Origin of the sequence: Sphingomonas sp. H160509 (assembly GCF_024124765.2) — a bacterium.
Lineage (GTDB): Bacteria > Pseudomonadota > Alphaproteobacteria > Sphingomonadales > Sphingomonadaceae > Sphingomonas.
Genome location: NZ_JAMXSR020000002.1, coordinates 1,621,974 through 1,646,039, shown reverse-complemented (window position 1 = coordinate 1,646,039; position 24,066 = coordinate 1,621,974). Strand labels below are relative to the sequence as shown.

At 65.7% G+C, this 24,066-nt stretch carries 16 protein-coding genes and 8 pseudogenes; 11 read left to right on the top strand and 13 right to left on the bottom strand.

Annotated elements, in window-relative coordinates; translation table 11 throughout:
* Positions 1–45: 45 nt before the first annotated feature.
* From NHF48_RS09700 to NHF48_RS09685, 4 genes and pseudogenes are all read left to right on the top strand, one after another.
* Positions 46–2,357, top strand: a pseudogene (locus tag NHF48_RS09700) (TonB-dependent receptor).
* Between the two features lies 1 nt (position 2,358).
* Positions 2,359–3,494: pseudogene (locus NHF48_RS09695) on the top strand (phosphotransferase enzyme family protein).
* Positions 3,491–4,048 carry a nicotinamide riboside transporter PnuC gene (gene pnuC, locus NHF48_RS09690; RefSeq protein ID WP_253070991.1) on the top strand — a complete coding sequence of 186 codons (558 nt, stop codon included), beginning with the start codon at positions 3,491–3,493 and terminating at the stop codon, positions 4,046–4,048. The pseudogene NHF48_RS09695 and the gene pnuC overlap by 4 nt, the downstream one beginning before the upstream one ends.
* 107 nt (positions 4,049–4,155) lie before the next feature.
* Complete coding sequence (locus NHF48_RS09685) at positions 4,156–4,428, top strand: hypothetical protein (RefSeq protein WP_253070990.1); 273 nt, start codon at positions 4,156–4,158, stop codon at positions 4,426–4,428.
* Between the two features lie 48 nt (positions 4,429–4,476).
* On the opposite strand, the gene NHF48_RS09680 is transcribed toward NHF48_RS09685, so the two are convergent.
* The 8 genes and pseudogenes from NHF48_RS09680 to NHF48_RS09645 form a co-directional block, all read right to left on the bottom strand.
* Entirely contained in the window at positions 4,477–4,869 is a 393-nt protein-coding gene (locus NHF48_RS09680; RefSeq protein ID WP_253070989.1) for a hypothetical protein, read from the bottom strand.
* 52 nt (positions 4,870–4,921) lie between these two features.
* Positions 4,922–5,914: a type II secretion system F family protein gene (locus NHF48_RS09675; protein WP_056488706.1), complete on the bottom strand. Its 993-nt coding sequence runs from the start codon at positions 5,912–5,914 to the stop codon at positions 4,922–4,924.
* Positions 5,915–5,924: 10 nt separating this feature from the next.
* A pseudogene (locus tag NHF48_RS09670) lies at positions 5,925–6,891 on the bottom strand (type II secretion system F family protein).
* A 46-nt stretch (positions 6,892–6,937) separates the two neighbouring features.
* Positions 6,938–8,228: pseudogene (locus NHF48_RS09665) on the bottom strand (AAA family ATPase).
* Entirely contained in the window at positions 8,228–8,800 is a 573-nt protein-coding gene (locus NHF48_RS09660; RefSeq protein ID WP_253072386.1) for a CpaD family pilus assembly protein, read from the bottom strand. The pseudogene NHF48_RS09665 and the gene NHF48_RS09660 overlap by 1 nt, the downstream one beginning before the upstream one ends.
* Positions 8,775–10,541 (bottom strand): type II and III secretion system protein family protein, encoded by a 1,767-nt coding sequence (locus NHF48_RS09655; RefSeq protein WP_342454617.1) that lies wholly within the window; start codon positions 10,539–10,541, stop codon positions 8,775–8,777. Before NHF48_RS09655 ends, NHF48_RS09660 begins: the two co-directional genes overlap by 26 nt.
* 1 nt (position 10,542) lies before the next feature.
* Positions 10,543–11,580, bottom strand: a complete 1,038-nt coding sequence (gene cpaB / locus NHF48_RS09650; RefSeq protein ID WP_056488717.1) for a Flp pilus assembly protein CpaB — start codon at positions 11,578–11,580, stop codon at positions 10,543–10,545.
* A 49-nt stretch (positions 11,581–11,629) separates the two neighbouring features.
* Positions 11,630–12,103: an A24 family peptidase gene (locus NHF48_RS09645; RefSeq protein ID WP_120301034.1), complete on the bottom strand. Its 474-nt coding sequence runs from the start codon at positions 12,101–12,103 to the stop codon at positions 11,630–11,632.
* A 269-nt stretch (positions 12,104–12,372) separates the two neighbouring features.
* On the opposite strand from NHF48_RS09645, the pseudogene NHF48_RS09640 reads away from it, so the two are divergent.
* Together NHF48_RS09640 and NHF48_RS09635 are read left to right on the top strand one after the other, a co-directional pair.
* A pseudogene (locus NHF48_RS09640) lies at positions 12,373–13,011 on the top strand (alpha/beta fold hydrolase); the annotation flags it as partial.
* Between the two features lie 163 nt (positions 13,012–13,174).
* A complete protein-coding gene (locus NHF48_RS09635; protein ID WP_253070988.1) occupies positions 13,175–14,221 on the top strand; it encodes an NAD(P)/FAD-dependent oxidoreductase in 1,047 nt (348 codons plus the stop codon).
* A 3-nt stretch (positions 14,222–14,224) separates the two neighbouring features.
* Here NHF48_RS09635 and rnhA read toward each other — a convergent pair whose 3' ends face one another.
* The 3 genes and pseudogenes from rnhA to ispH form a co-directional block, all read right to left on the bottom strand.
* Positions 14,225–14,689, bottom strand: coding sequence for a ribonuclease HI (rnhA, locus tag NHF48_RS09630; protein ID WP_056064977.1), 465 nt, complete (start codon positions 14,687–14,689; stop codon positions 14,225–14,227).
* Positions 14,686–15,637 (bottom strand): annotated as a pseudogene (gene thrB, locus NHF48_RS09625) (homoserine kinase). The gene rnhA and the pseudogene thrB overlap by 4 nt, the downstream one beginning before the upstream one ends.
* Before the next feature lies 1 nt (position 15,638).
* Positions 15,639–16,597, bottom strand: a pseudogene (gene ispH / locus NHF48_RS09620) (4-hydroxy-3-methylbut-2-enyl diphosphate reductase).
* Between the two features lie 157 nt (positions 16,598–16,754).
* On the opposite strand from ispH, the gene NHF48_RS09615 reads away from it, so the two are divergent.
* Entirely contained in the window at positions 16,755–17,357 is a 603-nt protein-coding gene (locus NHF48_RS09615) for a hypothetical protein (RefSeq protein ID WP_253072385.1), read from the top strand.
* Between the two features lie 80 nt (positions 17,358–17,437).
* Here NHF48_RS09615 and NHF48_RS09610 read toward each other — a convergent pair whose 3' ends face one another.
* Positions 17,438–18,046: a Dps family protein gene (locus NHF48_RS09610; protein WP_253070987.1), complete on the bottom strand. Its 609-nt coding sequence runs from the start codon at positions 18,044–18,046 to the stop codon at positions 17,438–17,440.
* 165 nt (positions 18,047–18,211) lie between these two features.
* Here NHF48_RS09610 and NHF48_RS09605 point away from each other — a divergent pair, with 165 nt between their 5' ends.
* The 4 genes from NHF48_RS09605 to NHF48_RS09590 all read left to right on the top strand — a co-directional run bounded on the left by NHF48_RS09605 (position 18,212) and on the right by NHF48_RS09590 (position 22,976).
* Positions 18,212–19,126, top strand: a complete 915-nt coding sequence (locus NHF48_RS09605; protein WP_253070986.1) for an ROK family protein — start codon at positions 18,212–18,214, stop codon at positions 19,124–19,126.
* Positions 19,127–19,214: 88 nt separating this feature from the next.
* The gene (locus tag NHF48_RS09600) at positions 19,215–21,125 is read left to right on the top strand and encodes a putative bifunctional diguanylate cyclase/phosphodiesterase (RefSeq protein WP_253070985.1); all 1,911 of its coding nucleotides are present in this window, start codon (positions 19,215–19,217) and stop codon (positions 21,123–21,125) included.
* Positions 21,125–21,895 carry a hypothetical protein gene (locus tag NHF48_RS09595; RefSeq protein ID WP_253070984.1) on the top strand — a complete coding sequence of 257 codons (771 nt, stop codon included), beginning with the start codon at positions 21,125–21,127 and terminating at the stop codon, positions 21,893–21,895. The genes NHF48_RS09600 and NHF48_RS09595 overlap by 1 nt, the downstream gene beginning before the upstream one ends.
* Positions 21,864–22,976, top strand: a complete 1,113-nt coding sequence (locus NHF48_RS09590) for an ATP-binding protein (RefSeq protein WP_253070983.1) — start codon at positions 21,864–21,866, stop codon at positions 22,974–22,976. Before NHF48_RS09595 ends, NHF48_RS09590 begins: the two co-directional genes overlap by 32 nt.
* A gap of 2 nt (positions 22,977–22,978) precedes the next feature.
* Here the strand turns inward: NHF48_RS09590 and dinB are convergent.
* Positions 22,979–24,065 (bottom strand): annotated as a pseudogene (dinB, locus tag NHF48_RS09585) (DNA polymerase IV).
* Position 24,066 lies beyond the last annotated feature (1 nt).

Sequence of the window (24,066 nt, the reverse complement as noted above, 5' to 3'; positions counted from 1 at the left end):
TCCGATTGGAGTGGACGTGACGTTTTTTATTGCTGGTTTTTCGTTGTGACGCGCGCGTTGATAGCGCGTGGCCGCCCAGCTTTCCGGGTAGCGCTGACCCTCTCGGCGAGCCTTGCCGCATCCTCTGCAAGCGCGCAGGTCGCGTCCGAGCCTGTCGAACCCGCTGAATTCCGGGTGGTCGGCAAGCAGGACCCGGCGGGTTTGCTCCCCGACCAGAAGGTGCCGCGCGCGCAGAGTGCGATCTCCGCCGACTTCATCGTCAAGCAGGCGCCGACGCTCAACGCGTTTCAGCTCGTCACGCTGCTACCCGGCGCGAACGTCGCATCGAGCGACCCGTACGGCCTGTCGACGAGTTCGAGCCTCACGCTGCGCGGACTCGGCCAGGACGAGATCGGCGTGCTGATGGAAGGCGCGCCGCAGAACGACATCGGCTACTATTTCGCCTATCCGTCGCAGTTCGCCGACCCCGAGAACCTCAAGCGCATCTCGCTGGCCCAAGGTTCGGTCGATATCGATTCACCGACGCTCGGCGGGGCAGGCGGTCTGTTGTCGCTGTCGCTCGACGATCCCAAGGCTCGCCCCGGTGCGCTCGTCGACCTGTCGCTCGGCAGCTACGCGGCGCGGCGCGGGTTCTTCCGGATCGATAGCGGGACGATCGGCAAGACCGGACTGAAGGCCTTCATCTCCTATTCGAACACCCGCGCGGACAATTGGCGGGGCGCGGGCTACGACACGCGCCAGCACATCGACGCCAAGATCCTGAACGAATGGGGCGCGGGCAACCGCGCCAGTCTCGCGCTGTCGTACAACGATGCGAACTCGTCGAGCTACCCGGAGCCCGACACTTGCCGAGTGGAACGCCCAGGGTCGCGGCTTCAACTACGACAGAAGCTACACCGCCGGGAACACCAACTATTGGCGCCTGTACCGCGCGCCGTTCCGCAACCTCTACGCCTCCGCACCGGTGCACCTCGTGCTGAACGATCGGCTGGCGCTCGACACCACCACCTATCTTCAGTTCGGCTACGGCAATTCGCCCCTACGGGACGCAGTTGACCACGGAAGGGAATTTCCTCGGCACCGAGGAACTGGCACAGCCGATCGCGCTGCCCGGTGCGGTCGACGGCGTCGCGACCGTGCTCGGCAATTACACCGGCGACCAAATGAGGACCGGCAACGTCAGCAAGCTGACCTTCAGGACCGGCGCGCACACGCTCACGGCGGGGCTCTGGTTCGACTACGGCACCGACCGCGTCACGCAGTCCTACACCTCGATCGACGCAGACGGGCAGCCGACCGATCGCTGGGGCTATCGCGCGAAGGCGATCCGCACCTCCGACGGGCGCCTGCTCGCCTATGAGAACCAGCGCACCGTGACGGTGACGAAGGGCTTCTTTGTCGCCGACAGCATCGCGCTGACGCCGCGGCTGACGATCGATGCCGGGTTCAAGGGCGTCAACGTCCTGCGCAATGGCCGCAATTACCTGCCCGGACCGCAGGACAAGGTGCGCAACGACAGCTTCGCCGCCTTGCCGCGTGCCGCGATCCACTACCGGATCGACGATCGCCAGCAGGTGTTCGCCAACATCACCACCAACTTCCGCACGCCCAACGAGTTCACGCTCTACAACAGCTATTATGGCGGCGACGTGGTCGTGCAGGGGACGAACGCGCTCAAGAACGAATATTCGGTCTCGCAGGAGATCGGCTATCGCTTCATCGGCGAACAGCTCTCCGCGTCGGTGACCGGCTTCCACTACAAGTTCCGCAACCGACAGTTGGCTACCGTGATCGACCAGGGCGGCGCGCAGGTCAACGCGACGCTCAACGCCGGCGGCCAGACTTCGTACGGGGTGGATGCGGAGATCGACTATCGCCCGGTCGCGGGTGTCAGCCTGTACCTTTCCGGCGAGTATTTGCGCGCGCGGATCGACGACGATCTTCCGGTCGGCGCGGACTTCCTGCCGACCAGGGGCAAGCACGCAGTATCCAGCCCGACCGTCCAGTTCGGCGCCGGCGGGATCTACGACGATGGCCGGTTCTTCGGCAGCGTCGCGTCGAAATATATCGGCCGGCAATATGCGAGCTTCATGAACGACGAGAGGATCAAGGGCTATGCGACGCTCGATCTGTCGGTCGGCATGCACCTCGCAGACTGGCTTGACGGCAAGCGCACCGACCTTCGCGTCAACGCGATCAACGTCACCGATCCCCACGTCCTCGCCGGCGTCCAGTCGGTCAGTACCAATGCGCAGGACACGATCGGCCGCAACGGCACGGTGATCGCCGGTTCGCCGCCTACCTATTACATCGGCAGTGGCGCGGCGGTCATGGCGACGATCTCGCGGGCGTTCTGAGGTGGCGTCGCAGCTGAAGCACCTCGTCCACGGCATGGGAACTGCGATGGAGGCGCCGACCTGGCCCGCCATAGCTGCGGACGAGGCCGAGGCGGTGCTGGCGCATTTTCCGGCGGCGGGGCGGATGACCGGGCTACACTGGCATTCCCCGCGACCCTTCTCCGCCGCGACCCTGGTGCATACGACCAACGGCGCGTTCCTGTTGAAGCGCCACCATCACCGAGTCCGCACGGTCGAAGGGCTTGCCGAGGAACACGCATTCATCGTGCATCTCGCCGGTGCGGGCGTGTCGGTGCCCGAAGTGATGGCGACCGCACAAGGGGCGCGCGGCGTCGCGATCGGTCCGTGGTCGTACGAACTGCACCGCCAGGCGCCGGGGGAGGATTTGTATCGCGACCGGCTGTCGTGGACGCCGTTCCTGTCGCTCGACCATGCCCATGCCGCCGGCGTGGCGCTGGCGGAGCTGCACGTCGCGGCGCGCGGGTTCGATGCGCCAGCGCGACGCCGACAACCTTTGGTTTCGAGTTTCACGATACTCCCTGCCGCCGATCCGCTGATCGCTACGCGCGCGTATGTCGCCTCCCGCCCTGCGCTGGCCGCGTTCCTCGCGGACCGGCCGTGGCAGGCGCAACTCGCGCGATTGTTCGAGCAGGCCGATAGCGACCTGTCGTCGCTTCTCGCGAAACAGCCGTTGTTGTGGACGCACAACGACTGGCATCCTTCCAATCTTCTCTGGACGCGAGAGGGGCGCGGTGCGGACCGTGTTCGACTTCGGGTTGGCGGATCGCACCAATGCCGTTCACGACATCGCGACGGCGATCGAGCGGACGGCGGTGCGCTGGCTGGATCTGGGGAAGGGGGGCGGACGATGCGATCGCCGATCCCGAGACGGCGCTAGCGCTGTTGGGGGGCTATGCCGAAGTCCTACCACTGAGCCATGAGGAGATCGCCGCGATCGTGTCCTTGTTGCCGTTGGTCCATGTCGAATTCGCGCTGTCGGAGGCCGATTACTTCACCGCTGTCGTGGCGGACACCGCGTCCACCGCCATGGCTTGGGATGATTATCTGATCGACCATGCGGCGTGGTTCTTCTCGCGTCCGGGCCAGGACTTTCTACGCTGGATCGCGCCGTCATGACGCCGCTGGAGATCGTTGCGGTCGTCGTCAGTTTCGCCGGGATATGGCTGACCGCGAAGCGCAACATGCTGTGCTGGCCAATCAATTTCATCGCCTGTGCGCTCTACTTCAAGCTGTTCCTCGACGTGCGGTTGTACGCGGACATGGTGCTCCAGGCGCTGTTCGCGATCGCCATCGTCTATGGCTGGCAGGCTTGGGCGCGCGGCACGAACGATAGCGGCGATGTCGTCGTCGAGCCGTTGCGGCCATCGCGTGCGGTTGCGGGTCTCGGCGCGGGAGCGGTCGGGGCGTTCGTGATCGGCTGGTTCATGAGCCGTTACACCGACGCGGCATTGCCCTGGGCCGACGCAACGCTCAGCAGTTTCAGTCTGGTCGCGCAATATTGGGTCGCGCGACGTCATGCGGCGAACTGGCTGCTGTGGATCGCCGTGGACGTCCTGTATGTCGGGATGTTCGCGTATAAGGGGCTCATGCTCACGGCTGGCCTGTACGCGGCGATGGTCGTGCTGGCCGTGATCGGATATCGGCGCTGGCGGGCACGCTCTATTGGCTAGCGCGCGAAACGGAGATCGGGCGTTGGCGGACAAAAAAGGACTGGGACGGCGATGCGGTCCGCAAATGGCTGGACGCACGGGGGATTGCCGCACGCTCCGAACAGGTTGTGGCCGAGCGTGGCGGCCGTGAATTGCAGGATGACTGCGACAAGGCATCAGCCGAGGAAATGGTCTGTGCGCTGATGAGCCGGAGGGGCGTAGCGGACAGCCAAGCCGCGTTTGCCGCCGCGCTTGCTGCGCTGTTGGACCGCGACGAGTATATCTGGCGCGGCGTCTACAACGATACGCGCTTCGACCGGCACGTGCGGTCCTACGCTAGAAAGCTGGTTAAGATGGCGAAGACGAACACCGAGTTTGAGAATGTCGCACATTACCAATAGGCGTCGATAAGGCGGCCCGCTCGGCAGCGAGCGGACCGCCTTTAGCTCCTAGCGACGGTCGAAGTCGAACCAGCCGCGCTTGGTGCCATCATTATTGTAGGCCGGGCGGGCAGACGACGCGGCTATGGGACGCGTGTCAGGCGACACGAAGATCGAGCGATCCTCTACCGGCGCACGCGTCGTCGTCACGGGGGCGACTGGCGCCACCGGCGTGGCCTTTACGAGGCGCGCATTCTCGTGCTCGGCCTCGACCGCACGCTTTTCGGCGGCGGCGGCGCGGATGTCGGCGTCCTTCTTGGCGACCGCGTGCGCGTCACGCTCGGCGTGATAGCGCGCCTTCCACTTCTTGCCGCCGGGATGGCTCGCCAATCCGAACAGCCAGCCGGCGACGAAGATAAGTGCGAGCGCGGCGAATTGCGTAGGCGTGGAAAACAACGGCATCGAAAAACCCTCCTGTTACGGGGGCTCAACGATCCGTTGGCGTTGCGGTTGCTTACCCCTTCAGCAGCGCGTCGGAGATCGAGCAGGCGGCTGGCCCGAGGATGACGACGAACAGCACCGGCAGGATGAACAGGATCAGCGGCACGGTCATGATCGCGGGCAGACGTGCCGCTTTCTCCTCGGCACGCATCATGCGTTCGTTGCGGAACTCGCCCGACAGGACGCGAAGCGCGGAGGCGAGCGGCGTGCCGTATTTCTCGGTCTGAATCATCGTCGTGACGACGCCCTTCACCGCGTCGAGCTTCACGCGCAACGCGAAGTTCTCGAACGCGCTGCGGCGGTCGGTCAGGAAGCCCAGTTCGATCGCGGTGAGGGTGAATTCCTCGCCCAGTTCGGGATAGGCGCGGCCGAGTTCGCGCGCGACGCGGTGAAACGCGGCATCGACGGTCAGGCCCGCTTCGGCGCAGATCACGAGCAGGTCGAGCGCGTCGGGAAGGCCTTTGCGGATCGCATCCGAGCGCTTCTTGATCTTGTTGTCGAGATACAGGTCCGGCGCCTTGTAGCTCAGGATGAAGCTCATCGCGACGAGCCCGTATTTCTTGAGCGGACCCCAGGTCGCGAAACCGTCGGTGCCATAGACCCAGTAGAGCATCGCCCCGCCGATCACGATCGGCAGCACAAGCCGTCCGAAGATCACCGCCGGCGCCCATTCCTTCGAACGGATACCGGCCTGCATCAGCTTGACCTGGACCGCCTTGACCTGGCTGTCCTGCAGCACTTTCATCGACGACAGGATGCCGCGCATCCGGTCCGCGGTGTCGTTGCGCGTGACCAGTTTCGCACGGCGCTTGGTCGAGGCGGTGATGCCGGCCTTCAACTGTTCGCGCCGGTCGTTCAGCGCCTTGACGCGCTTAGCCATCGGATCGTGAACCGTCGTCACCGCATAGATCGCGATCATCACGGCGAACGCGGCGACCCCCGACAGGATCGTCGCGACCCAGAGTACGTCGACCCCGAGCAGGGTAGGTCCGGCGGTCTCGCCCATCGTCAGTCCCTCAGATCTCGAAGTTGATCATCTTGGCCATGATGAAGGCGCCGATCGCCATCCACATCATGCCGCCCATGCCGATCGCCATCAGCCGTTCGTCGACGAAGAACCGCTGCATGTAGGTCCCGTTGATGAACCAGATCAGCGCGAACACGATGAACGGCAGCGCGCCGATGATGTACGCGGACGCCTTCGATTCCGACGACATCGCCTTGATCTTCAGCTTCATCTGGCCGCGCATGCGCAGCACGTTGGCGAGATTGGCCAGGGTCTCGGCAAGGTTGCCGCCGGTCTCGCGCTGGATCGCGATGGTGATGACGAAGAACTGGAATTCGGGCGTGCCGAGCCGGTCCGCGGTCTCCTGGAGCGCGGCGTCCATCGTCCGCCCGATCTTCATCTTGTCGCTGACCGAGCGGAATTCCTCGCCGACCGGGCCGTCGAGCTCGTGGCCGACGACGCCGATCGTCTCGCTGATCGGCAGGCCGGAGCGCAGACCGCGGACGAGAAGCTCGATCGCGTCGGGAAACTTCGCGGTAAACTTGCCGACGCGGCGGTTGATCGTCTTGCCGACGACCAGATGTGGCAGGCCGATGCCGACGAACAGGCCGAACAGCAACGCGAGCAGGATCGGCATGCCCTTGAACAGCATGAGCGCCGCGACGACCAATGCTATCCCGGCAGTCGCCATGCCGTATTGGCCGACCGTCCAGTCCTTGCCCGTCATCGCGAGCCGCTTCGCGAGCTGCACCGGATTGGGCAGGATACGACCGAACGCCAGATCCATCCTGGTATCGCGCGCATGCGATATGCGCCGCATGTGTGCGTCCGCCACGGTGATCTCGTCGCCGTGCCGCTCGCGCAACGCCACCAGTCGCCGCGATTTCGCCCGGCCCGGAGAGGGGCCCGGCGAATGCGAACACGATCATCCCCAGCACGATGCTCGCGCCGACCATCACGAGCAGGAGCGGCGCCATGCCGGTCATCGCGCGACGCTCGTCATGCGGGTGCGACCATGCGCGATCATTTCGCTTTTGCCGGCTTCAGCGTGCGCTTGGTCATCAGCCCGCGGAGTTCGCCGAACTTGCCCATCAGCGACCGGCCCCTGGACGCCTTGGCACCGTCGATGCCGCAGTCCGCGACCGCGGCGGCGAGCGCGCTGGCGAGTGCGACGATCGGCGCGATGGTCTTGCTGGTCTTGCCGACCTCGACGATCGGCTTGCCGAGCTTGGCCGACTGCGCCGCGAGCTTCTGGTCGAACGATACGAGGTAATCGATCTTGCGTTCGATCGAGCCCTCGAAATCCTTGCGGCTTATCTCGAGCTGACCGCCGGTGTGCACTCGGTTGGCGACCACGAACAGCTCGATCTGCGGCGCATTCGTCTTCAACCACGACAGGATACGGATCGTATCGCGCGCGGCCGCCAGCGTCAGGTCGGTGACGATCACCGCGAGCTTCACGTCGCTGATCAGATGCGGGTGCTGGATCATCATCGCCCGCGGCAGGTCGACGACGGTGCATTCGAACGCAGCGCGCATTTCCTCCTGCAACTGGTAGAAGGCGGAGCCATCGGTGACCACCGGCGAGCTGATCGGGGCTTCCGCGCTGAGCACCGACAGGTTCTCTGTCGCCTTGACCATAGCGCGTTCGATGAACAGCCCATCGATGCGGCTTGGGTTCTCGATTGCATCGGTGAGGCCGCGTCCGGGCTCGAGATCGAGGCTGAGCGCGCCCGTGCCGAAATGCACGTCGAGGTCGAGCAGTGCGGTCGATCGCTTTTCCTTGTCGGCGAGCAGCCACGCGATCGAGGTCGCGATCGTCGATGCGCCGACGCCACCGCGCGTGCCGATCACGCCGACCGAGCAATGCGGACGCTCCGGCGACAGATCGACGGGCTTCGGTGCATTGAGCATCACCTGCGCATGGACGAACGCCTCGCGCAGCATGTCGGGATGGAGCGGTTTCAGGAGGTAATCCTGAATGCCGCTCGCGACGAGGTCACGGTACAGGCGGACGTCGTTAACTTGGCCAGCGGCGATCACGACCGTGCCGGGTTCGCAGACTTCGGCGAGAGCGTGGATGTCGTTCAGCGGATCGCCTGACTCCGCGAGGTCGACGAACAGGATCTGCGGGGGATGCGGACACCGACAGTGACTGGATCGCGTTGCGCAGTCCGCCCTTGTAGATCTTGTCGACCGACCAGCCGAGTTCGGTCGCGATCGGGCGCAATGCCGCCGCGGTCGTCTCGTCGCAGACATAGGCGGTGAAGGGATCGCGACTGGCGGTGCCAGCGGGCTTCCACGGAGCGTTCATCACTTGCCTCCCGGCGTAGCTGCGGCGAGCGAACCGGCACCGGTCGGCGCTTTCTTACGGTACGTGTCGATAGCCTTGTACGAGGCGGCGGTATCGGTGGTCTCCGCCCCTTCCTTGCCGCGCACCAGGTCGGCCGGGTTGGCGATCATCGCCGCGAGGTTGCTGTTGATCGCGCAGCCGAAGTTGGACGACGTGTTGGATTCGAACTCGTTGGTCGCGTTACGCGACCAGTCCGGGCAGTGCGGCACCTGCGCGCGCATCCGGCTGACGACCACCCGGATCGATCCCGGCGTGACCGAAGCCGGGGTGACCGGCGCGTCGTCGCTCAGCAACAGGCCATAGCTCGCGACCACCGCGGCGACGTCGCCGTGCGCGGCGGGGCCTTCGCCCGCGGGATCGTCGATGGCTACGCGGTCGCCATAGCCGAGCCGCATCGCGTTCATCCAGCCGGCAAGCCGTTGCTGTTCGCCCGGCGCCAGGGCACCGCCCGACACGCCGAGATCGAGCGCGTAGTCGGAGCGGCTGACGACCGGTTGGTGGACCGATTCAAGACCGCGATTCTCGGTACCCATGCACCCGCCGAGCAACAGCGCGGGGACGAGGGACGCTAACAGGATCGACTTGGTGATCATCGGAAATCCTTGATGCGGTGGTCGCGAGCGGCGGGGCAGGGGCCGGCTCAATTCGAGAAACCCGGCGCGGGCACGGCGCCCTTCTTGGTCTTGGCGCCATTCCCGTTGGCAGGGCGCGCGGCGATATCGTCCTCGTTGCGGCGGACGTCGCTACGCGGCATCGGCATGACCGGGGCGGCGGCGCCGATCGCCGGGGAACATAGGACGGTCGCGCGATCGTCGGCACCGGCCGCTTGCTGCCCCCGGTGGCGCTCAGCGTCCCCAACAGCACGCGGTCGATATCGGTCGGCGCGCGCGCGCCGTCGGTCGGCAGCACGATGTCGCTGGCGTTGTTGACCGGCTTCACCAGATACGGCGTGATGACGATCACGAGTTCCGTCTCGTTGCGCTGGAAGGCGTTCGAGCGGAACAGCGCGCCGATGATCGGCAGGTTCGCCAGCCCCGGCGTCTTGTCGTAGCTGTTGTTGTTGTTGTTCGACAGCAGGCCGCTGATCATCATACTCTGGCCCGAGCCGAGTTCGACCGTCGTCTCGGTTCGACGCGTCGTCAGGCCGGGCACGCGCGTGCCGCTGAGCGTGATCGCGTTGGCGTAATCGAGCTGCGACACTTCGGGGCGTACCCGAAGCGAGATCCGACCGTCCGACAAGACCGTGGGCGTGTAGGCGAGGCTGATGCCGTATTGCTTGTACTCTACCGAGATCGTGCCGAGCGCCTGCGCCAGCGGGATCGGTATCTCGCCGCCGGCGAGGAACGTGCCCGTCTCGCCCGACAGCGCGGTCAGGTTGGGGTTGGCGAGCATCGTTACCTGACCCAGCGTTTCACCGAGATCAATCGCGCCGAGCAGGTCCATGCCGAGCAGGCGCCCCGCCAAGCCGACGGTCGAGCCGATCGCGGCCTTGGCGGGAAAGCCGAAGAGCGTGTTGCCCGGGAAGGCGCCATTGGCGTCGATGGGTGCATTGGGAGCATTGATGACGCCGGGCACGGTCGTGATGGTGCCCTGGCGACCCTGGGCGATGTTGAAGAGGAAGTTACCCGAACTCCGGCTCGTCAGGTTCACACCGATATTCTTGACGAAGTTCCGCGTGACTTCGGCGACGCGCACTTGGAGATTCACCTGCAGAGGCGTCGCCGTCTTCAGTCGCGACAGGACCTTGGTCGAATCACCGACGAACGCCTGCACCAGCCGCTCGGCTTCGGCGGCATCCTCGGGTGCGGCGACCGTACCCGTGAGCAGGATCAACCCGTTCATCGGCGTTGCGACGACCTGTGCTTCGGGCATCGCGAGCCCGAGCATCTGCTGTACCGAATCGAGGTTGTTGCCGACGCGGATGGTCGAGGCGTAGACGACGCCGCCGCCCTTCGCGGTTGCCGAGATCGTCGTCTCGCCGGTCTTCTTGCCGAACACGTAGAGCTGCGTCGGCGAGCGGACCTGAACGTCGGCGATGGTGTCGTCGGCGACGAACAGGTCGCTCATCGGCCGCGCCAGCGTGACGAGACGTCCGCGACCGGTATTGACCTGCACGACGGGCAGTCCCGAGGGGGCGGCCTGCGTACGAGCCTGAGTCCGCTGGGCATGCTGGGCGAGCGCGGGGACGGATGGTGCGGCGGTGGCGGCGGCAAGGGCGACCGCGAGCGGCCAACCCATCTGCCGTCCGACCGGGCGCGTCATGGCGATACGCATCTTAATTCTTCCCCCCGACCGGAACCATGGTCACCGCATTGCCGCGGGCGACCCGTACGGCCGGACCCTGCACCACGACCGGTGCCCCGCCACCGGACTGCGGTGCACTCATCATCGGCATAGGGCGACCGTCTTCGCCGCTGGATGCCTTGCCGGGCACCGTGCTGCGCTGGTACCGCGAGACGTCGGCGCCGGTCTGATAGCTACCCGCGCCGGAACTCGGCTGGCTGGCGACACGCACCAACATCGCCTTCTCCGCCTTCGGATCGGTACCGTCGGGCACCTTAACCGCGCCGGACGCGATCGCTTCCTCGAGCTCGGCGGAGTTGTCGGCAATCGACCGCAGCGACAGCGACAGCGAGCCGAGCGTCTGCGCGAGCGCGACCTGCTCGGCCATCTTCGGCGTAGCCTCGATCGTCACGTTGGAGAACGTCTTGACCTCCGTCTTGCCGTCCGCACCGACCAGATTGTCAGTCCGCTGATCGGTCGCCAGCACGCGGATGTTGCGCATGATCGTCTCGGACACCTTCAATGGATCACCGTCGCCACCGCCCCTGACCGCCTGAGTCAGCACGAGGTCGATTCGGTCGCCGGGAAACACGAACCCGGCGACGGCCGCCTGTGCCGAGACGGGGACAGTGACCGCGCGCATGCCGGGCCCGAGTGCCGCGGCGAGGAACCCGCGATCGCCGGGCTTCACCAGCGCGCCCTGCGTCACCGGCTGCCCGGCAGTGATGATGCTGCGCACCACCGTGCCCTGGAGCGATTTCAGGTCGGTCTTGTCGCGAAGGTAATAGGCGTTGTCGACCAGCTCCTTCGGCCAGGGCTGGAACTTCAGCGCCGTGGCGTCGAGGATCGTGCCGACCGGGAGCGAGCGGGTCGCGACCAGGACTTCGGGGCCGTCGATGACCGGTGCGGCGATGGCGGTCGCGCCAGCTTGCGGCGCCGAACTGCCGGCGATCAGCGTTCGGGCGAAGAAGGCCGTGACGGCTGCGACTATAAGCGCGCCGACCAGCAAAATGATCTTGCGTGTATCCATGACTAGATCGTGCCTTTCAGGCGCCGCGAATGTATTTCGACGTTAATCATCACTGAAACTGGTTAAGGAGTGGTTCGCGCAGCGCGAGAAGGCCTGCGATTGCTATTGCCACGCCGTAGGGGACCTCGATCTGTCCGGCGTTCTTCTTCGCACGATGCTCGATCATCATCACGAGCGTGACGAGGCCGCCGACGATCGACATCACCATCAGCATCGACAGGAACGCCGGGAACGGCAGCCACAGCGAGAGCGCGACGATCAGCTTCACGTCGCCGCCGCCCATCATGCCGAAGTGGAAGGCAAGCAGGAACAGCGCGAAGACGATGAGCGCGACGCCGATCTGCAGCGCCATGTCGGGCCACGGATCGAGTCCGTTCGCATACCACCACAGCGGCGCCAGCAGAGCGACCGCCGCGGTCTTCCAGTTCGCGATCTCTCGCGTCCGCGCATCCTGGATACCGGCCGAGACCAGCAGGCCGCCGAGCACCAGAATCAAAATTGGAAGAGCAATGTTCCATCCCATCGGCTAGTCCCTAACGGACATGGCTTTCGAAAAAGTAACCGTGCTTGGAGGAATTTCGAATGATGCCACGGGTTTGCGCATGACGACCGATCCGTCAGCGGCGCGTCGGACGATTCCCGACGAGGCGCGCATCGGCTATTGGACCGCACCCGACGGCTGGAAGCTGCGCCGATTCGACTGGCCCGCACAGGCACCGCGAGGGCGGATGCTGTTCCAGACCGGGCGCGGCGATATCGTCGAGAAGTATCTCGAGACGTTCGCGCACCTGCATGCGCAGGGGCTGGTCGGTGACTGCATTCGACTGGCGCGGACAGGGCGGTTCCGGGCGCTTGTCGAGCGATCCGCATGTCGGCCACGCGAGCGACTATCGTGTCTTCGATGCCGACCTAGCTGCGTTCTGGTCCGACTGGAGCGCGGAGGAGGTCGGTGGTGGACCACCGCGCGTGATACTCGGTCATTCAATGGGCGGGATGATGGTGATGCGCGCGCTTGCCGATCGCACGATCGCGCCCGATGCGGCGATCCTGGTTGCGCCGATGATCGGGTTGAAGGCGCCGTTCGGGGCGGCGTTCAGCGCAGCGATTGCGCGGTGGATTGCCGGTCGCGGCGACCCTGCGCGGGCGGCATGGCGCAGCAACGAGCGGCCGGGATCGGTCGCCTCGCGCCAGTCGCTGCTGACGCACGACGCCAATCGCTACAGCGACGAGGGATGGTGGCAGGCGGCGCATCCCGAACTCGTGCTGGGTCCGCCGAGTTGGGCGTGGCTCGCGCAGGGGTTCGCGGGCGCTGCGGCGCTGGCGAGCGATCCGCGGGTCGAGTCGATTGCGGCGCCCGTGCTGATACTCGTGGCGGAGGCCGACAAGCTGGTCGATCCGCGCGCTGCGCTCCGACTCGCGGCGCGGTTGCGCAATGCGCAGGTCGTTCGTTTCGGGTCGGAGTCCGCGCATGAGATCCTGCGTGAGGCGGATGGGGTGCGAGATCGGGCGTTGTCGGCGATCGATCTCGTTCCCTGGCTGCGTGCGTGGCCTGACAGTGACGGGCGTGTACGACATCGCGATCGTCGGCGCGGGCATGGCGGGGGCGAGCCTCGCCGCGGCGATCGGGTCGCAGGCGCGGGTGCTCGTCTTGGAGGCAGAGGACACGCCGGGCTACCACGCGACGGGGCGCTCGGCCGCCTTCTGGTCGGAAACTTACGGCGGGCCGGATATCCAGCCGCTGACCACGGCATCCGGCCCGTTGCTGCGTGCAGCCGGCCATCTCGCTCCGCTCGGTTCGCTGCATATCGGCCGCGCTGAGGACGAGGCGGCGATGGACACGTTCCTTGCCGAGTTTGCCGATAGCGAGGTGCGTCTGGACCGGGTCGATCCTGCTGCTTTCGTGCCCGGACTGCGTTCCGAATGGACGCTCGGCGTACAGGAGGCGACCTGTGCCTATATCGACGTTGCCGCGCTTCATGCCGAAAGTATTGCCACGGCGCGCCGCGCCGGGGCGGACTTCGTCACCGATGCCACGTTTGCCGGAGCGACGCGCGCTGGCGGGATCTGGACGATCGAGACGACGGCCGGCACGTTCCAGGCGCGGACGATCGTCGACGCAGCGGGCGCCTGGGCCGATGACGTCGCAGTACGCGCGGGCGTCCGTCCGCTCGGGTTGCAGGCCTATCGCCGGACAGTGGTACAACTCCGCACCGATCCCGGCGCGCCTGACGGGATGCCGCACGTCGCCGACCTCGGCGGTCGCTTCTATTTCAAGCCCGAGCCCGGCGGTCGGCTGTGGCTGAGCCCGCATGACGAAACGCCGACGAAACCGTGCGACGCCGCTCCCGAGGAGATCGACGTCGCGATCGCGATCGATCGGTTCGAGCAGGTCGTCGACTGGCGAGTCGCGGCGGTCGAGCGACGCTGGGCGGGCCTGCGCACTTTCGCGCCCGATCGCCTGCCTATCTATGGGTTCGACCGCGACGTGCCCGGCTTCTTCTGGTGTGCGGGGCAGGGCGGCTTCGGTATCCAGACCGCGCCCGCGGCCGCGTTGCTCGCCGCCAGCCTGCTGCTCGGCGTCAGTCCGGACCCCGCGGTCGCAGCAATCGGCGCCGCACGGTATTCGCCCGAGCGGTTCTAGCTTCTACTTACGCCCGGCAGCGACCGCGGCATCGCTCGCCAGCTTGTCGGCGCGTTCGTTTTCCGGGTGGCCGGCGTGACCCTTGACCCACTGCCACTCGATCTTGTGTCGCGCCACCGCCGCGAGCAGCGCGTGCCATAGTTCGGCGTTCTTTACCGGCTTCTTGTCGGCGGTCTTCCAGCCGTTGCGCTGCCAGCCCTTCACCCATTTGGTGAGGCCGTCCATCACGTATTTGCTGTCGGTGTACAGCGTCACCGCACACGGTCGGGTCAGCGCATTGAGCGCCTCGATCGCCGCGGTCATCTCCATCCGATTGTTGGTCGTCGGCGTCTCGCCGCCCGACAATTCCTTCTCATGCGCGCCCATGCGGATCACCGCGCCCCAGCCGCCGGGACCCGGATTGCCCTTGCACGCGCCGTCGGTGAAGATCTCGACCTTGGTGATGGAAACGGGAGCTTCGTCAGTCATGCAAACAGGTCGTCCTTGAGATACGTCTCGAGCCGCCGCCAATAGGCCAGCGGATCCTTGCGCGTCACCAGCGCATCCGCAGGCGTGTTGAGCCAGTCCCACGCGCGCGTCAGCAGGAACCGCAGGCATGCGCCGCGCGCCAGGATCGGCAGCGCGGCGCGTTCCGCATCGGACAGCGGGAAGCGGCTGGCATAGCCGTCGATCAACGCCTTGCCGATCGCTGGGTCGTAATTCTCGCCATCGCCGTCGAACGCCCATGACGTGTGCATCACCGCCAGATCATAGGAGCGAATGTCGGTGCAGGCGAAATAGAAGTCGATCACCCCGGTCACGCGGTCGCCGAGCATCAGCACGTTGTCGGGAAACAGATCCGAATGGATCGCCGCCATCGGCAGGTCGCGCGGCCATTCCGCCAGTACCGCCGTCAATGCCGCCTCGGTCCGGTAGAACAGCCCCGGTTCAATCGTGTCGATGTCGCGGCCGCAACGTTCCAGGAACGGTCGCCACGTATCCGCGCCGAGCGGGTTGGCGCGGACTTGGTCGAACCCCTGCGAGGCTCGTGTGCATCTGCCCCATCGCCGCACCCGCCGCAAACGCCTGCGCCGCGGTTGGATACGATACCGAAACGCCGGTCAGAAACTCGATCAGGCATGCCGATCGTCCGGCGAGCTGCTGGATTGCCACGCCGTCACGATCGGGCAATGCGCGCGGTACCGGATTGCCGTCGGCCGCGAGATGATCGAGCATGTCGAGGAAGAACGGCAGGTCGTCGGTCGACGTCCGTTCCTCGTACAGCGTCAGGATGAAGCGGTCGGCGGTCGTCTCGACGAGGTAGTTGCTGTTCTGCACGCCCTCCGCAATGCCCTTGGCGGACAGGAGTTCGCCCCGATCGTAGCGCGCGAGGAACGCGCCCAGCGCCTCCGCCGACACCTGCGTGTAGACCGCCATGCTAGGCGGCCGCCTCCAGTCCGCGTGGCAGCTTGAACGCGATCGTCTCGCGGTTCGTCTCGACCTCGCGCTCCGACACCGTGAAACGCTCCGACAGCCGGTCGACCAGTTCGCGGACCAGCAATTCAGGTGCCGACGCTCCCGCCGTGATCCCCAGCGTGCCGACGCCGGCAAGGAAGTCCCAGTCCAGTTCGCTCGCGCGCTGAATCAGCATCGCCGGCGTACCCTCGCGCTCGGCGACCTCGACCAGCCGCACCGAGTTGGAAGAGTTTGGCGCACCGATCACCAGCACCGCGTCGACGCTGTGCGCGATCGCCTTGACCGCAGTCTGGCGGTTCGAGGTGGCGTAGCAGATGTCCTCACCGCGCGCGGCGGCAACATCTGCGGGAAGCGGCGCTGCAACGTCGCCACCACCGCGGCGGTATCGTCGACCGACAGAGTCGTCTGCGTCAGGAAGGCGAGGTTGGTATGATCGATCGGCATGAACACCTCGGCGTCCTCTACCGTCTCGATCAGCGACATCGCGCCTGCCGGAACCTGTCCGAACGTGCCGATCACCTCAGGATGCCCGGCATGGCCGATAAACACGATATGCCGTCCCTGCGCGACCAGCCGCTCAGCCTGGCGGTGGACCTTCGATACCAGCGGGCAGGTCGCGTCGAGATATTCCAGCCCGCGATTCTGCGCGTCGAGCGGCACCGACTTGGGTACGCCGTGCGCGGAGAACACGACCGGGGCGCCATCGGGCACCTCGTCCAGTTCCTCGACGAAGATCGCGCCTTGCGCCTTCAGCGTGTCGACGACGAACTTGTTGTGGACGATCTCGTGGCGAACATAGACCGGCGCGCCGTGTTTCTCGATCGCCAGTTCGACGATCCGGATCGCGCGGTCGACGCCTGCGCAAAAGCCTCGGGGTGCTGCGATCAACAGTTCGAGCGGCGGCTTGTCGATTGGGCTCATGATGCCACGCCTCTACGCGATTGCTTGCCTGGACGATAGCCGGTTCCTATGGTGCGCCGCGACAGGGGCCGCTTGCGACATGCGGTGGCCCTTTCGCTCGTTCGAGAAGGTAAGCGTCGCCGTGAAAGCCCCTATCCTAGCCGTTTCTGCGTGTGCGATCTTGTTGAGCGGGTGCGCCGGCAAGGGCGAAGTCGATGCGACCGGCGGCATTTCCGCAGTCCGCTCGGTCTGCCCGCCCGTGGCGATCCCGGCTGCAACCGGTGACATCACGCTGTTCGATCCCGTGACCAGCCGCGACCAGTCGGCGATCGACGTCGCCGGCTTCATGACCAACGTCCGATCGACCTGCGCGGATGCGACTGACCAGGTCGTGACCAACGTGACCTTCGACATCCGCGCTCGCCGGACGCGTACCGACGCCGCGCGCGACGTGACGTTGCCGTATTTCATCACCGTCGTGCGCGGCGGCAGCGCGGTCGTCGCCAAGCGCATCGGCCGGGTGACGTTGCACTTCGCCGCCGGACAGGCGCTGGCATCGGCGTCGGCCACGACGACGGCAACCGTGTCACGCGCTGCGGCCACCTTGCCGGAAGACGTTCGGGAAAAGCTGACCCGCAAGCGCAAGGCAGGCGATCAGGACGCTGCGGTCGATCCGCTGAGCACGCCGGAAGTTCGCCAGGCCGTGCTGCGTGCGAGCTTCGAGGCGCTGGTCGGGTTCCAGCTAACCGACGATCAGTTGAAGTATAACGCCACGCGCTAAACACGCCGTGCGGCTGTCGCCCACGGCATTGCCGGAACGAAAGTACGGCCCCCTCTTCGCATGAAGAGGGGGCCGTAATCTTACTTGTCGCTGCGGACCAGTTCGGTCGCGGCGAGGTGTTCCGCAAGGAACCACACCTGCGGTTCGTGCGTGCGAATGATGTTGCTCACCAGCAGATCGTTGGTGCCGTCGTCGCCCGACTCGTCGGCGGCTTCCGCCCCTTCATGCGCCTGACGCAGGATGATCTCATGCGCTTCGAGCAGGCGCGCAAGCTGGGTCGGGACGTCCTCGCGACCCTTGGGCGGGCGGGGGATCGTCGTCATTTCGGCAACGTCGGGCGCCATCGCGATGCTGATACCGCCAAGCGCCATGATGCGTTCGGCGACGAGATCGACGAGTGCTGCCTGCTCTTCGTAATGCTTGTCGAGCAGCAGATGCAGTTGGTAAAACGTTGCGCCCGACATCTGCCAGTGATGCTTCTTGTACATGTCGCGGATCGTCATCGTGTCCGCGAGCACCTGGTTCAGCGTCGCGACGCTCTGGGCGCGGGCATTGTCCTCAAGTGCGATCGGGAGTTTCTTCAGCGTCCCATAAGGCTGGATCTCGCGATATTCGACCTTGTACTGTGGCTGTGCCTCGACCGAAACATCGGTGTCCGCCTTGATCAGCTTCGCGGGTTTCTTTGCCATTCGGAATTCCTGTCTGTTCGGGTGAACTCGACCGGCATAACGCACGAACGGACGGATCGACAGCAGATCAAATCCTCGTTCAGCGTGATCGTCAGAACCGACCTGCTCTTGACTGGACGGCGTCGGCGAAGGAAGCGGGCGCGGTAAACGTGTTGGGAGTTGAGGATGACGGAAGCACCGCTGGTCGCAGGTATCGAACTTGGCGGCACCAAATGCATCTGCATTCTTGCGCGCGGACCCGACCAGATCGAGGAAACCGTGCGGATCCCGACGACCCGCCCCGAAGAGACGCTGGCCGCGATCGAGGCGGTGCTCGACCGCTGGAGCGGCTTCGTGGCGATCGGTATCGCGAGCTTCGGCCCGGTCTCGATCGATCGCCATTCGAGCGATTACGGCCATATCACCTCGACGCCGAAGCCGGGCTGGGCTGGGACCGATATCGCTGGACGGCTGAGCCGGCGCTACGGTGTGCCGACTGGTTTTCACAGCGACGTGGTCGGCGCGGCGCTGGCCGAGGCGTTCTGGGGCGCGGCCAAGGGCCTGCCGGACATCGCCTATGTCACGGTCGGCACGGGCGTGGGCGCTGGCATGATCGCGGGCAACCGTCCGGTCGATGGCCTCACGCACTCCGAACTCGGCCATATCCGCCCCGCTCGGTTCCAGGGTGACGACTGGGTCGGCAATTGCCCGTTCCACGGTGCCTGCATTGAGGGACTGGTCGCGGGACCCGCGATCGCGGCACGGATCGGCTTTCCGGCGGACGAAGCGCCTGCCGAGCATCCGGTTTGGGATAACGTCGCCGATGCGCTCGGGCAGCTTTGCCACACGCTCGTGCTGACCGGCATCCCACGCCGCATCGTGATGGGCGGCGGCGTGATGGGGGCATCGCACCTGTTCCCGCGGGTCCGGGCGGCGATGACGCGGAGCCTTGGCGGATACATCACGCTGCCCGAGGTCGCGCTGGTCGACACGTTCATCGTGCCGCCCGCGTTAGGCAACAACGCCGGGCCGCTTGGCGCAATCGTGTTGGGCGCTCAAGCACTTGGACATAAGTTACAAACATCGTTCACAGCGTCTTAACTGTTTTAGGGTTACTATCCTTCGTAACGATGAAGGCACTTGGCGTACCGCAAGGCACGGATGCGGTGGCCAGTGAGGAACTGTATCGATGCGCATTCTGATCGTGGACGACGAGCCAGCGATGCATGACAGCTACCGGCGCAGCTTCGCCGGTCAGCGATCGGAGGGCGGCGAGGCGCTCGGCGCGATGGCGGCGGACCTGTTTGGCGGGAACGCCAGTGAGCTCCGGCGCGGGGACATCGCCGGCTTCGCGCTGACGCATGCGCATCAAGGGCTGGATGCGGTCGCGGACGTCGCGCGGGCGTTGGCGGACGGCGAACCGTTCGCGGTCGCATTCATCGATATCCGCATGCCGCCCGGTATCGACGGGCGCGAGACGGCGCAGCGCATCCGGGCGCTCGACCCGGAGATCAACCTCGTCATCGTTACCGGATTTTCCGATTTTTCGCCGATCGAAATCAGCAAGGTTGCAGGACCCGCCGACAAGATCTTCTACATCGCCAAGCCGTTCGAGGTCGCCGAAGTCACGCAGACCGCGACGGCGCTTGCGAAACGGTGGGAAATCGATCGCGAGTTGAAGGCGGCCCGCGTCACGCTGGCCGCGCAGGTTGTTCAACTCGAAGAGCAGAGCGCTGAGCTTGCGGCGAACGAGAGTCGCGCGGTGCATATGGCGACGCATGACTCGCTGACCGACGCGCCGAACCGGCTCGCGTTCCTGCGCGCCCTTGCCGAGCGGACGCGTGCGGCGGGACTGTTCGCGACGGTCATGGTCGATCTGGATCGCTTCAAGCTGGTCAACGATACGCTTGGTCATCTGGCAGGCGACGCGCTGATCCGTGAGATCTGCACGATCCTGCAACGATCGGCGCCGGAGGGAGCATTGGTGGCCCGGCTCGGCGGGGATGAGTTCGGCATCCTGTTCGAGACGTCCGGCGAGGCGGCGGGCGTCATGGCGTGCGAGCGTGTCGTCGCGGCGTGCTCGGTCAGCCTGCAGGTGTTCGGCAATTCGGTGCAGGGCGGTGCGTCGGCGGGCGTGGTCGTCAGCGAAGGCGGGCAGGGCCGCGATCCGGTCGATGTCATGCGACGGTCCGATCTCGCGCTTAACGACGCCAAGCGCGGCGGTCGCGGCATCGTTCGCCTGTTCGACGAGAGCATGGACGAAGGCATCCGTTTTCGCCGGCGGGTCGAGGGTGGGCTGAGCCAGGCGATCGCGAAAGGCGAACTAAGTCTGGTCTATCAACCGATCGTGTCGCGCGACGCGGTCGAGGTGATCGGTTTCGAGGCGCTCATCCGCTGGAACACCGACGAATATGGCGCGATGAGCCCGAGCACGTTCATCCCGATCGCCGAGGAATCGAACCTGATCCACGAATTGGGCGACTGGGTACTGGGCGAAGCGCTGCACGTCCTGAAGCAATGGCCTGGCCAGTATGTCTCGGTCAATTTCTCACCGCGCCAGTTCCGCCGCCACAATTTCGTCGGGCACATCATGGAGAGTGTCGAGCGCGCCGGGATCGAGCCTGCGCGATTGCAGATCGAGATTACCGAGACCGCGATCTTCGACGATGCCGAACGCGCCGCGGAGACGCTCTACAGGCTGCGCCAGATGGGGTTTCGGATCGCGCTCGACGATTTCGGGACGGGCTATTCGAGCCTGTACAACATCCGCAAGTTCGCGCTCGATTGCCTGAAGATCGACCGCTCGTTCATCGATGGGATGGGTCGGGAGCGTGAAAGCGCGGCGATCGTGCATTCGATCATCCATCTCGGTCGCGCGCTGGGGTTGGGCGTGATTGCCGAGGGGGTCGAGACCGACGCTCAGGTCCAGGCGCTCAAGCTGGCTGGAGCGAGCCATTTCCAGGGGTATTTCTACTCGCGCCCGGTTGCCGCGGACGTTGCGCTGGACATGGCAAACGCGCGCTATCTCGGCGGTGAAGACGATATTGCTGGCGACGGACCGACGGCACCGCGGCAATTGGGCAACGGAATGTTGAACTGATGCCGACGGTCGGGATGGGTCGCGTTCCGGCCACGCTCGGCCGGCAATTCGGCAAGATGCGGCGGCCTGCGTCGCTCGGTGCGAAACTCGTGCTGATCATGACGGGCGTGGCGCTGTGCGGGACGGTCGCGATCACGGTGTTGCTGGCGTCGATCATCACGCCGAGCTTTACCAAGCTGGAAGACGCGGCGATTGCGGGGCAAGTCGAACGGACACGTGCGGTGCTGTCGAAATACGGTGCCGGGGTCCAGGCGGAGGCGCGAGACCGCCGCGATGCAGCGGGGCTGTCCGAGGCAAGGCTTGCGCCTGGTAGTCGCGCTACGCCTGCGACCCGATCACTCCCTGCCGATGGCGTTGCCGAGATCGCAGCAAACGGCCGTATTGCTCGCGCGCGCTGGAACGGCCCGCCGGGTTCGACCTCGTCGCAACAATGGGCTGATTTGCTCGATCGTACGGACTTCGCGCACGTGCTTGGCCGGCGTCGGTCGGCGCGGTTCTATGCGCGGCTGGGGAATAATATTGCAGCGGTAGGTGTCACGCGGATGGCGGCGGCGAGCGGCGCGGATACCGGGCAGCGCTATATCGCGGTCGCGCGCGTAATAACCGCCAAGCAGATTTCCGAAGCTTTGGGTGTCGATGCGACGTTAGACGTCGGTTCCAGCAGTTCGGGGGGTGGCGACCTATCGAGGGTCGAGAGCGGCAATTGCCGTGCCCCTAATCGGAGCCGACGGACGCGCCGTGGCGACGATCCGGTTTGCCGTGCCAAGTGACGCAACGCGGCTCGGCAGGCGCGTGCTGGTGTTTGCGATCGCAGGATCGATCGTGCTTCTGCTGTTCGTCCTCATCGTGCTGCGTCGTCTCATTGCGCAACTCGTCCTGCGTCCGTTGCTGCGCATCGAAAATCATATGCGGCGGGTTCGCGCGTCGGGATCGCTCACGCTGCTCGAAGAGGATGAGCGGCGCGACGAGATTGGTTCGCTCGGGCGCAACTTCAACGCGATGTTGCAGCAATTGAAGGATCTGCGCGAACAGATCGGCGTGCAGTCGTTCGATCTCGGGCGGAGCGAAAGTGCGGTGGCGGTGATGCACAACGTCCGCAACGCGCTGAACCCGATCAGCACGATCCTCAGCCGCGAGATCGCGCAGGTGCCGCCGATCGACCGCGCCACGCTCGCCCGGGCGATCGAGGAACTCGCGCGAGGCGATGTTTCCGACGAACGCCGCGCAAAGCTTGCCGCGTTCGTCTCCGCAGCCATCGACGCGGACGCCACCAACCGCGAATCCACCCGTCACGAACTCAGCATCGGCCGGGAGGCGATGGGTCATGTGCTGGAGATCATCGGCCAGCAGCAGCAGGGCGTACACGAACGTCCGGCGCTGGAGATATGCGACGTCACCGCGATCATCGCGCGCAACGCGACGATCGTCCGCTATCTGGACGGCGCTTCGATCGCGTTTGGATTTCCTGCGGGACCCAAACTGGTCATGGCGAACCGGCTGATCCTGAGCCAGGTGATCGGCAATCTGTTCGCCAATGCAGCCGAGTCTATCGTCGCGCGGGGAACCGGCAGCGGATCGATCGTTACCGCCATCGAGCAGGTGGACGGCCGCGTGACGATCGAGATTCGGGACGACGGCGAGGGGATCACGCCTGAGGTCGCGGCGACGCTGTTCCACCGGGGCTTCTCTACGCGTGCGCACAAGTCTGGCGGGCTGGGGCTGCACTGGTGCGCCAATTCGGTGAACGCGATGCAGGGTTCGCTGCGTCTGGAGAGCGAAGGGCCGGGGCAAGGCGCGGTCGCGATCCTGACGCTGCTGGCGCCCGATGCAGGGGGCGCCGACGCCAGTTAAACCTACAACAGGCTTGGCTGTATTTCGTCGTCTTCGCCCATGATGCCGGACAATGTCAGCCCGAGGAGGCGCACGCCGTCCGGCACGGGCAGTTGCGCCATCAGCAGGTCGAGGCCTGCCGAGAGGAATGCGGCCTTGTCGGTCACCGGTGCCTGTGACGATCGTGCACGCGTGATCGTGCGGAAGTCGGCGTGGCGCAGCTTGAGCGTGACCGTGCGACCACGCGTACCGTGCCGTTCGATCCGCACCCAAGCCGCATCCGCCACCCGGTGCAGCGCCGCGCGCAGATCCTCCGCGGTCGTCAGGTTCGTCTCGAACGTCCGTTCCGCACCGACCGACTTCGCGGCCCGGTTGACGCGCACGGGCCGATGATCGATGCCGCGCGCCGCACCGTAGAGATAGTCCGCATAGCTGCCGAAATGCGCCTGGAGGAACGCGAGCGTCATACCGTATAGGTCTGCGCCGGTGAGGATGCCGAGCCGTTCCATCTTCTGCGCGGTCACTGGCCCTACACCATGGAAGCGCTTCACCGGCAGTGACTGGACGAACGCGGCGCCGCGCTTCGGCGTGATGATGCAGATGCCGTCGGGCTTGTTCTGGTCCGAGGCGAGCTTGGCGATGAACTTGTTGTAGCTCACTCCGGCGGATGCGGTGAGGCCGGTATCCGCCCTGATCCGCGCGCGGATTTCCTCCGCGATCGCGGCCGCGGTGCCTAGCCCGCGGATATCCTCGGTCACGTCGAGATACGCCTCGTCGAGCGACAGCGGCTCGATCAGGTCGGTATAGTCGGCGAATATCGCGCGGATCCGGTCCGAGACTTCGCGGTACACGTCGAACCGAGGGGGGCACGAACACGAGGTCGGGACATTTTCGGATCGCGGTGACCGACGGCATCGCGCTGCGAACGCCGAACGCGCGCGCCTCGTAGCTCGCGGCCGCCACCACGCCCCGCGCACGCGATCCGCCGACTGCCACCGGCCGGCCCTTGAGCGAGGGATCGTCGCGCTGTTCGACCGACGCGTAGAAGGCGTCCATGTCGACATGGATCACCTTGCGCTGCGCCGGCGGCTGGGTAGGAGGAGCGGCCATC

Excerpts from the sequence above, each read along its gene's own strand:
- NHF48_RS09660 (WP_253072386.1), bottom strand. The coding sequence starts at position 8,800 with ATGGGTACCGAGAATCGCGGTCTTGAATCGGTCCACCAACCGGTCGTC.
- NHF48_RS09595 (WP_253070984.1), top strand. The coding sequence starts at position 21,125 with ATGCCGACGGTCGGGATGGGTCGCGTTCCGGCCACGCTCGGCCGGCAA.
- cpaB (WP_056488717.1), bottom strand. The coding sequence starts at position 11,580 with ATGGATACACGCAAGATCATTTTGCTGGTCGGCGCGCTTATAGTCGCA.
- NHF48_RS09655 (WP_342454617.1), bottom strand. The coding sequence starts at position 10,541 with ATGCGTATCGCCATGACGCGCCCGGTCGGACGGCAGATGGGTTGGCCG.
- rnhA (WP_056064977.1), bottom strand. The coding sequence starts at position 14,689 with ATGACTGACGAAGCTCCCGTTTCCATCACCAAGGTCGAGATCTTCACC.
- NHF48_RS09600 (WP_253070985.1), top strand. The coding sequence starts at position 19,215 with ATGCGCATTCTGATCGTGGACGACGAGCCAGCGATGCATGACAGCTAC.
- NHF48_RS09610 (WP_253070987.1), bottom strand. The coding sequence starts at position 18,046 with ATGGCAAAGAAACCCGCGAAGCTGATCAAGGCGGACACCGATGTTTCG.
- pnuC (WP_253070991.1), top strand. The coding sequence starts at position 3,491 with ATGACGCCGCTGGAGATCGTTGCGGTCGTCGTCAGTTTCGCCGGGATA.
- NHF48_RS09680 (WP_253070989.1), bottom strand. The coding sequence starts at position 4,869 with ATGCCGTTGTTTTCCACGCCTACGCAATTCGCCGCGCTCGCACTTATC.
- NHF48_RS09605 (WP_253070986.1), top strand. The coding sequence starts at position 18,212 with ATGACGGAAGCACCGCTGGTCGCAGGTATCGAACTTGGCGGCACCAAA.
- NHF48_RS09675 (WP_056488706.1), bottom strand. The coding sequence starts at position 5,914 with ATGGGCGAGACCGCCGGACCTACCCTGCTCGGGGTCGACGTACTCTGG.
- NHF48_RS09645 (WP_120301034.1), bottom strand. The coding sequence starts at position 12,103 with ATGGGATGGAACATTGCTCTTCCAATTTTGATTCTGGTGCTCGGCGGC.
- NHF48_RS09635 (WP_253070988.1), top strand. The coding sequence starts at position 13,175 with ATGGCGGGGGCGAGCCTCGCCGCGGCGATCGGGTCGCAGGCGCGGGTG.